This is a genomic window from Herbaspirillum sp. B65 (genome assembly GCF_000333555.1).
In the GTDB taxonomy this organism is placed as follows: Bacteria; Pseudomonadota; Gammaproteobacteria; order Burkholderiales; family Burkholderiaceae_D; genus Herbaspirillum; species Herbaspirillum rubrisubalbicans.
The window spans coordinates 1-6,650 of the sequence record NZ_BADI01000206.1; the positions used below are offsets into that span (position 1 = coordinate 1).

The 6,650-nt window shown below is 64.3% G+C and carries 7 protein-coding genes; 2 read left to right on the forward strand and 5 right to left on the reverse strand.

Annotation, left to right across the window (positions count from 1 at the left end; genetic code table 11):
• The 4 genes from I5W_RS05190 to I5W_RS05210 form a co-directional block, all read right to left on the reverse strand.
• Positions 1–902 (reverse strand): diacylglycerol/lipid kinase family protein (locus I5W_RS05190; protein WP_044528443.1); only part of this gene is annotated, 902 nt, incomplete at its 3' end.
• An 18-nt stretch (positions 903–920) separates the two neighbouring features.
• On the reverse strand, positions 921–1,718 hold the full coding sequence (locus I5W_RS05195) for a phosphatase PAP2 family protein (protein WP_044528444.1): 798 nt from the start codon (positions 1,716–1,718) through the stop codon (positions 921–923).
• A gap of 80 nt (positions 1,719–1,798) precedes the next feature.
• On the reverse strand, positions 1,799–2,566 hold the full coding sequence (gene fnr, locus I5W_RS05200; RefSeq protein WP_044528445.1) for a fumarate/nitrate reduction transcriptional regulator Fnr: 768 nt from the start codon (positions 2,564–2,566) through the stop codon (positions 1,799–1,801).
• Between the two features lie 279 nt (positions 2,567–2,845).
• A complete protein-coding gene (locus tag I5W_RS05210) occupies positions 2,846–3,376 on the reverse strand; it encodes an isochorismatase family protein (RefSeq protein WP_044528447.1) in 531 nt (176 codons plus the stop codon).
• A 112-nt stretch (positions 3,377–3,488) separates the two neighbouring features.
• On the opposite strand from I5W_RS05210, the gene I5W_RS05215 reads away from it, so the two are divergent.
• Positions 3,489–4,739, forward strand: coding sequence for an MFS transporter (locus I5W_RS05215; RefSeq protein WP_044528448.1), 1,251 nt, complete (start codon positions 3,489–3,491; stop codon positions 4,737–4,739).
• 30 nt (positions 4,740–4,769) lie between these two features.
• On the forward strand, positions 4,770–5,756 hold the full coding sequence (locus I5W_RS05220) for a GlxA family transcriptional regulator (RefSeq protein WP_044528449.1): 987 nt from the start codon (positions 4,770–4,772) through the stop codon (positions 5,754–5,756).
• A 3-nt stretch (positions 5,757–5,759) separates the two neighbouring features.
• On the opposite strand, the gene I5W_RS05225 is transcribed toward I5W_RS05220, so the two are convergent.
• Positions 5,760–6,650, reverse strand: an 891-nt coding sequence (locus I5W_RS05225; protein WP_044528450.1) for a HipA domain-containing protein, incomplete at its 5' end; no start/stop codon positions are given.

Below are 6,650 nucleotides of genomic sequence, written 5' to 3' on the forward strand. Positions count from 1 at the left end.
GATGTGCAGCGGCGTGGCCTCAGGTTGACTTCGCCATCGGTGGCCACGCCCTTCCGTTTCCTGTGGGTTTCGATGAGGATCTCGGTGGCCGTTAGCACATCGAAGTCGTGCGCCTCGTGCAGGCGTCCGAACAGCGCGTGCAAGGCCAGGCGCAGCAAGCCCCAGCGCCCGGTGTGATGGCAAGTGTAGAGGCTCAGCCGGCCTTCGGTCAGGGTAGAGCGCTTGCCGATGTCCAGCCCGTGCATCAGATATTCGTTATTGCCGATGAACACGAAGGGCGTGCGCCGCCAGTGCTCCTGGCCATCGATGGACAGCCGCACGCGCAAGAAGGGATAGCGCCGCAAGGCCCCCATCGCGGCCCAGGTAAAGGCCAGCCATTTGCCACGGCCCAGGCGCGCCTGCTGTTTTTCGCGCTCGCGCACGATGTCTGGATACAGGCCCAGGCTGGAATTGTTGATGAAGGTTGCGCCATTGACTTCACCACTATCGACCTTGATGCGCCGTCCGCTGGCGATGTTGGCAATCGCTTCTTCCAGTGCCAGCGGGATATTCAGATCCTTGGCGAAGTGGTTCAGCGTGCCCAGCGGCAACACGCCCAGCGCGCTTTGGCACTGCGGCTCGGCCAGCAGCACCGAGGCCACGGCATTGATGCTGCCATCGCCGCCGCCAGCGGCCACCACCGGCACCTTCTCGCGCACAGCCTGGCGCGCCACTTGCAGCATGTCCTGGCCGCTGTGTGCCAGGTGCACGCGGGCGCGCAGGCCATGGCTGGCGAATTGGTCGTTGATGTGGTTGGCCAGTTTCTTGGCGTGTCCGCCACCGGCTTTGGCATTGATGACGGCAACTACATCCGGGTGGCTATTGCTGGCGGGAAAATCCGTGGTCGTGTGTTGGTCTGGCATCCGCAGGCGAGGGTGGATTCAAAGGCTGTTGGAGCGCGGCAGGCCGCAATAGTGCCGCTGCCACGTGAAAACCAGCGTGCTCCACAGCGCAAACCAGGCCGTGCCCAGCAGCATGGCGCCCAGCACGTCGCTCAGGAAATGCGCGCCCAGGTAGACCCGGCTGAACCCGGTCAGCACCACCATTAGCAGGGCTACCCCGATCACGCTCAGGCGCGCACCGGACTCACCGGTCTTGAGGCGTGCACCGATGGCAGCCAAGACGCTGGGCTGATTGAGCAGATAGGCCGCCAGCATGGCATAGAGCAGGGTGGCGCCGATGGTGTGGCCGCTGGGAAAGCTGTAGCTGTGCAGCACCAGGATGGGATCCTCGAAGCTGGGACGCAGGCGGGCAAACAGATGCTTGAGGATGAAATTGCACAACATGCCGCCCGGCAGTACCAGCAACAGGTCGATCACCCAGGCCCAGCGCTGCTTTCGCAGCATGTGCCAGAGCAGCGCCAGGCCCATCACCAGCACCCCGATGGTGCCATGCAGATGGGTATAGCCCAGCACCAGTTCGGTCAGCGGCGAGAAGGCGTGCTGGTTGAACCAGTCGGCCAGTTGCTGGTCCAGGCGCGTGAGAGCGCCATGGGTGCTGACTTCGTAGGCGATCAACGCGAACAGCAGGGCGGTGGAGACGACCGCCATCAGGCCCGTGGTCAGCGGCAGGCCAAGGTGATGGTCGCGCGCCAGGCGAGCGCGCAGGAAGCGATGGAGCGTGGAGGAGGGGGTAAGCGTGCGATCTGGACGATCAGTTGGGTGGGGGCGGTCTGTCATCCGGGCATTCTACCCTCAGCTACCCCGGCGCCGGCAAGGCGCGCTAAGGGGGCAGCAGGGGGCAACTGTACGGGGCCGCCTCAGGCGCAGGGATCGTTGCCCAGCGCAATGGCGCGCAAAGTCGCCAGGTCGCACAGTTCGACGTCGCGGTGGCTGACTTCGATCACGCCGGTCTTCTTGAAGTTGGTCAGCAGGCGGCTCACGCTTTCCACCGCCAGGCCCAGATAGTTGCCGATTTCTTCGCGCGTCATGCGCAACTGGAAGCGGGTGCTCGAATAGCCCCGGCTGGCGTAGCGCGAGGACAGGTTGAGCAGGAAGGCGGCCATCTTCTGCTGGGCCGTCATGCTGCCCAGGGTCAGCATGACGCGCTGTTCGCGCGAGATTTCCAGGCTCATCATGCGATGGAACTGGCGCAGCAGGGTGGGCATGTCGCGGAACAGGTCTTCCAGGCGGGCGAAGGGGATTTCACAGACTTCACTGTCTTCCAGCGCTACTGCCTCGCACAGGTGGTGACCGGCGCCGATGGCATCCATGCCCAGCAGTTCGCCGGCCATCTGGAAGCCGGTAATCTGCTGGCCGCCGTTGGGGTTGCCCTGGAAGGTCTTGAAATGCCCCAGGCGGATCGCGTAGAGCATGTCGAACTTGTCATTGAGCCGGTACAGGCTTTCATCGCGCTTGACCTTGCGGCGGCGGTTGATGACCTGTTCCAGCCGCTGCATGTCACCCTGGTCCAGGCCCATCGGCAGGCAGAGCTGGTGCATACTGCAGGCCGAACAACTGGCACGCAGTGCGTGCAGGGTGAGCGGAGGTGGGGCATGGACGGGGCTGTGGGCGGGTAGACTGGACATAAGCGTTTGGTTTTCCTCTTTGTTGTGGCGGCGTCGGCTGGCCAGGTTATTGGCGTAATGATCTGTGAATGCGCCACATTGTCATGCGGCCACGCAGCTATTTTTTCCCGTACTTTTACCACAGTTTCGCTTTTGTAATGCATTCAGGAGACGGGCAAGCAAAAACTTTCATCAGTTTCAGTGCTGGTGTGCTTTTTAGTTACGTACGGATTTTTCGCATCATTTTTTTCATTTCTTTTATTTCCTTCATTTTTTTCTTCATTTCTGCCCGCCGACTGGCTATTTGATCAGCTTCAACACCGCCCGGAACTGCGGATGTTGGCTCTCGCGCAACCATTCATAGGCCACCATCTCCAGCGTGACCGGGGTGGCGCCGGCGTCCCGCAGACGCTCGAAGGCAGCATCACGATCCAGCGCCCGGCGCGAGCCACAGGCTTCCAGCAGGGGCAGCACCCGATAGCCTTGTTGCAGCAGGGAAAGTGCGGTTTGCAGCACGCAGATGTGGGCTTCGCACCCCGCCACCACGATCTGCCGCACGCTAGCGGGGATGAGCGGCAGCAAACCTGCGGCGCAGGCATCGAAATGGTGCTTGGAGAGCGTTACCTCGCACAGCGGGCGGATGTCGGGGTGATTGGGGCCGAGCTTGTCAGGCATTTGCTCGGTGCCAATCACGGGGATGCCGAGCAGGCTGGCAATCGTCGCCATGCATACGGTCTGGGCCAGGACGGCCTGGCCCTCATGGATGGCGGGCAAGAGTCGTTCCTGGGGATCGATGACCAGCAGGGCGGATTCGTTGGCCTGGATCAGCATGGGTTTGTCCTATCGTCGAGGCTTGCAGGAAATTGACGGTGTTGTGTCATTGACGCCAAGCGGGTGGGAATTCGACAATTTTCTCCTCAAATGACCGCCAGGAGCAAATCTCATGCTTCACCCTCCCGCCATCCCCTCCACCATCCCGCCCGGCAGCCGCAACGCCGCTATCCTGGCCCTGTGCCAGGGCTTGTTCACCTGCGCCATCTCGATCGACCTGACCCTGACCGCGCTGACCGGCTGGCAACTGGCCCCTGACAAGGCGCTGGCCACCTTGCCGTTTGCCCTCATCACGGTGGCCGGGGCCGTGGTGACCTGGTTTGCCGCCTTCCTGATCCAGCGCCTGGGACGACGCTGGGCCTTCGTGCTGGGTGCGGCCAGTTGCTGTGTGGGCGGGCTGATCTCGGTGTGGTCGGTGTTTCATGCGCAGTTCTGGAGCTTTTGCGCCGGTACCGCCCTGGTCGGGGTGTTCCAGGCCTTTGCCCAGTATTACCGGCTGGCCGCCGCTGATGCCGTCAGTGAGGCCGCCAAGAGCCGCGCCATCTCCACCGTGCTGGCCGGGGGCGTGATTGCGGCCCTGGTCGGCCCGGCCTTGGCCGCCTGGAGCAAGGACTGGTTCCCGACCGCCTTGTTTGCCGGCGCCTACCTGGTGGTTGCAAGCATGGGCTTGCTGTCGGTGCTGGTGCTGCTGCTGTTCTACCGGGACCAGGAGCAGCCGGGTGCTGCGGCAGCGATGACCAGCGCCGAGGCGGCCCCGTCCCGACCCTTGACGCGCATTGCGCGCACGCCGGTCTTTCTGGCCTCGGTGGCCAATAACGTGGCCGGCTCGATGGTGATGATGTTCATCATGACCGCCGCACCGCTGGCCGCCGTGGCCTGCCATCACGGCATCGACGATGGCGCGGCCATCATCCAGTGGCACCTGATAGGGATGTATGCCCCATCCTTCTTTGCCGGTCGGCTGATCCAGCGCTTCGGCCTGGGTTCGGTATTGCTGGCCGGGCTGGGGATGAACCTGGGGTGCGCCCTCATCGCCATGTGCTCCACCACGCTGCCGGCGTTCTATGTGGCCTTGCTGCTGCTGGGCGTGGGCTGGAATTTCATGTTCGTCGGTGGTACGACCTTGCTGGCGCAGTCGTACACCCCCAGAGAGCGCGCCAAGACCCAGGGCCTGGCCGAGCTGACGCGCTATGCCGCCACCGCCCTGGCCACGCTCGGGGCCGGGCCCTTGCTGGCGCGCTTTGGCTGGGAAAGCTTGAACGCAGCGATCCTGCCGGTGCTGTTGGTATCAGCTTTGTTCACCTTGCGCTGGATGTTGGCGCAGCGTGGCCAGGGGGCGGCGCTGGCAGGCGGCCTGCGCTAAGATCGGAATAATCTTTCATATCGGTCTTCCATGTCATCGAGCCACCCCCCACGCCACGTCGTTCTGCTCGCCTATGAGGGCATGAACCTGCTGGACCTGGCCGGCCCCATGCAGGCGCTGGCCACCACCAACCGCCTGCAAGCTCAGGACATCTACCGGCTGCACGTGGCCTCGGCCCAGGGCGGCGCCATCGTGACTAGTGCCGGTCTGCCGGTACTCACCCAATCGCTGGCCGAGCTGGACCAGGCGCTGGCCGGCGCGCCCTTGCATACCCTGGTTTCGCCCGGTGGCAGCCAGGGTGACCAGTTCCGCCTCGATCCCGCGCTGGTGGCGTGGATACGACAGAGCGCACCGCAGGCGCAACGCATCTGTTCGGTCTGTAGCGGCGCCTTTCACCTGGCCGAGCCCGGCCTGCTGGATGGCTTGCGGGTGACCACCCACTGGGGTTCCGTAGCGCAGTTGCAGCGCCGCTATCCGGCTCTGCAGGTGGATGGCGAGCCGATCTACATCCGCCAGGGACGCATCTGGACCTCGGCGGGGGTGACGGCCGGCATCGACCTCACGCTGGCCTTGGTGGAGCAGGATCTGGGTCATGCCGCTGCCATTGCCACGGCGCGCCAGTTGGTGATGTTCATCAAGCGTCCGGGCGGACAATCCCAGTTCAGCGCGCCGCTGGCCTCGCAGTCGGCCGGAGTCGGGCGTTTCGTGGAGCTGCACGCCTGGATTGCCGGCCATCTGGAGGCGGATTTGCGGGTCGAGAACCTGGCCCGCCAGGTCAATATGAGCCCGCGCACCTTTGCCCGCCTGTATGTGGCCGAGACTGGCCGTACCCCGGCCCGCACGGTGGAATTGATGCGATTGGAAGCGGCCAGGCGCGCCCTGGAAGAAACCCGTCTGCCCCTCAAGCGCATCGCCAGCCAGTCCGGTTACGGCGAGGAACAGAACCTGCGCCGGGTCTTCCTGCGCCAGTTGGGCGTCAGTCCAAGGCAGTATCGCGAACGCTTTGCCGCGGCCTGAGCCTCATTGCCCGGCGCCGCGCAGGAAGCGCTCGCGGTGGCTGCGCACGCCCTGGCTGATGCGCTCCCAGGTGCGCAGCGGGAAATCGGCCGGCAATTGGGCTTGCACCACCTCCAGCGCCGCATCCGATCCTTGCACCAGTGCCAGCATGGCTTGCCAGACCGGCTCGCCACCGTGCTGCAGCGCCAGTTGACGCCAGTGGCGGGCTTCGATGGTATGGAAATAACGATGCGCATTGCGCCCGCGCAGGATCATGGCCGGCCCGGTCTGACGTGCACGGAACTGGTTGGGGCCCTTGCCGAAGTAGGGCCACATCGATAGCACGTCATACAGGGGCGTCATTTCATAGCGGCCCCCCGCGTGCAGGTGCAGCGAGAAATTCTTGGCATGACCATCGGTGGCGGCCAGCAGGAAGAAAGCCAATTGCGCCAGCAGGAAATAGGTCTTGTCGCCGCCCTGGCTGCTGGCATTGAGCAAGCCCAGGCAGTGCGCCAGACCCGGCCCGCCTTGGCTTTCATACTTCAGGGTGGGGGGCAGGCCGAAAGCCTGGCAGAAATCTTCCTGCGGCAGGCGTGCAATCCAGCCTTCCTTCATCTTGACCCGGTCGAAGCGCTCCACCGCCAGCACCGTATGCCGACCGAAATGCTCCACCCGGGCCGGCGCCACCGGCAGGCCCAGCGCGGCCAGGATGCGTGAGCACAGCCATTCGTTGTAGACCGAATCGCCCGCATCGACCCGCTGCATCACGCCGCCGATCAGGCCCAGTGGCAGCTTGATGATGTGGGTGGTGGGTGTGGCCCCCAAGGGGCGGCACCACTTGCCGCGATGCCAGGTCAGCGCCGTCTTTTCCTGGGCGCCGGCAATGGAGATGCGCAGTGCCTCTTCCTGCTGCCG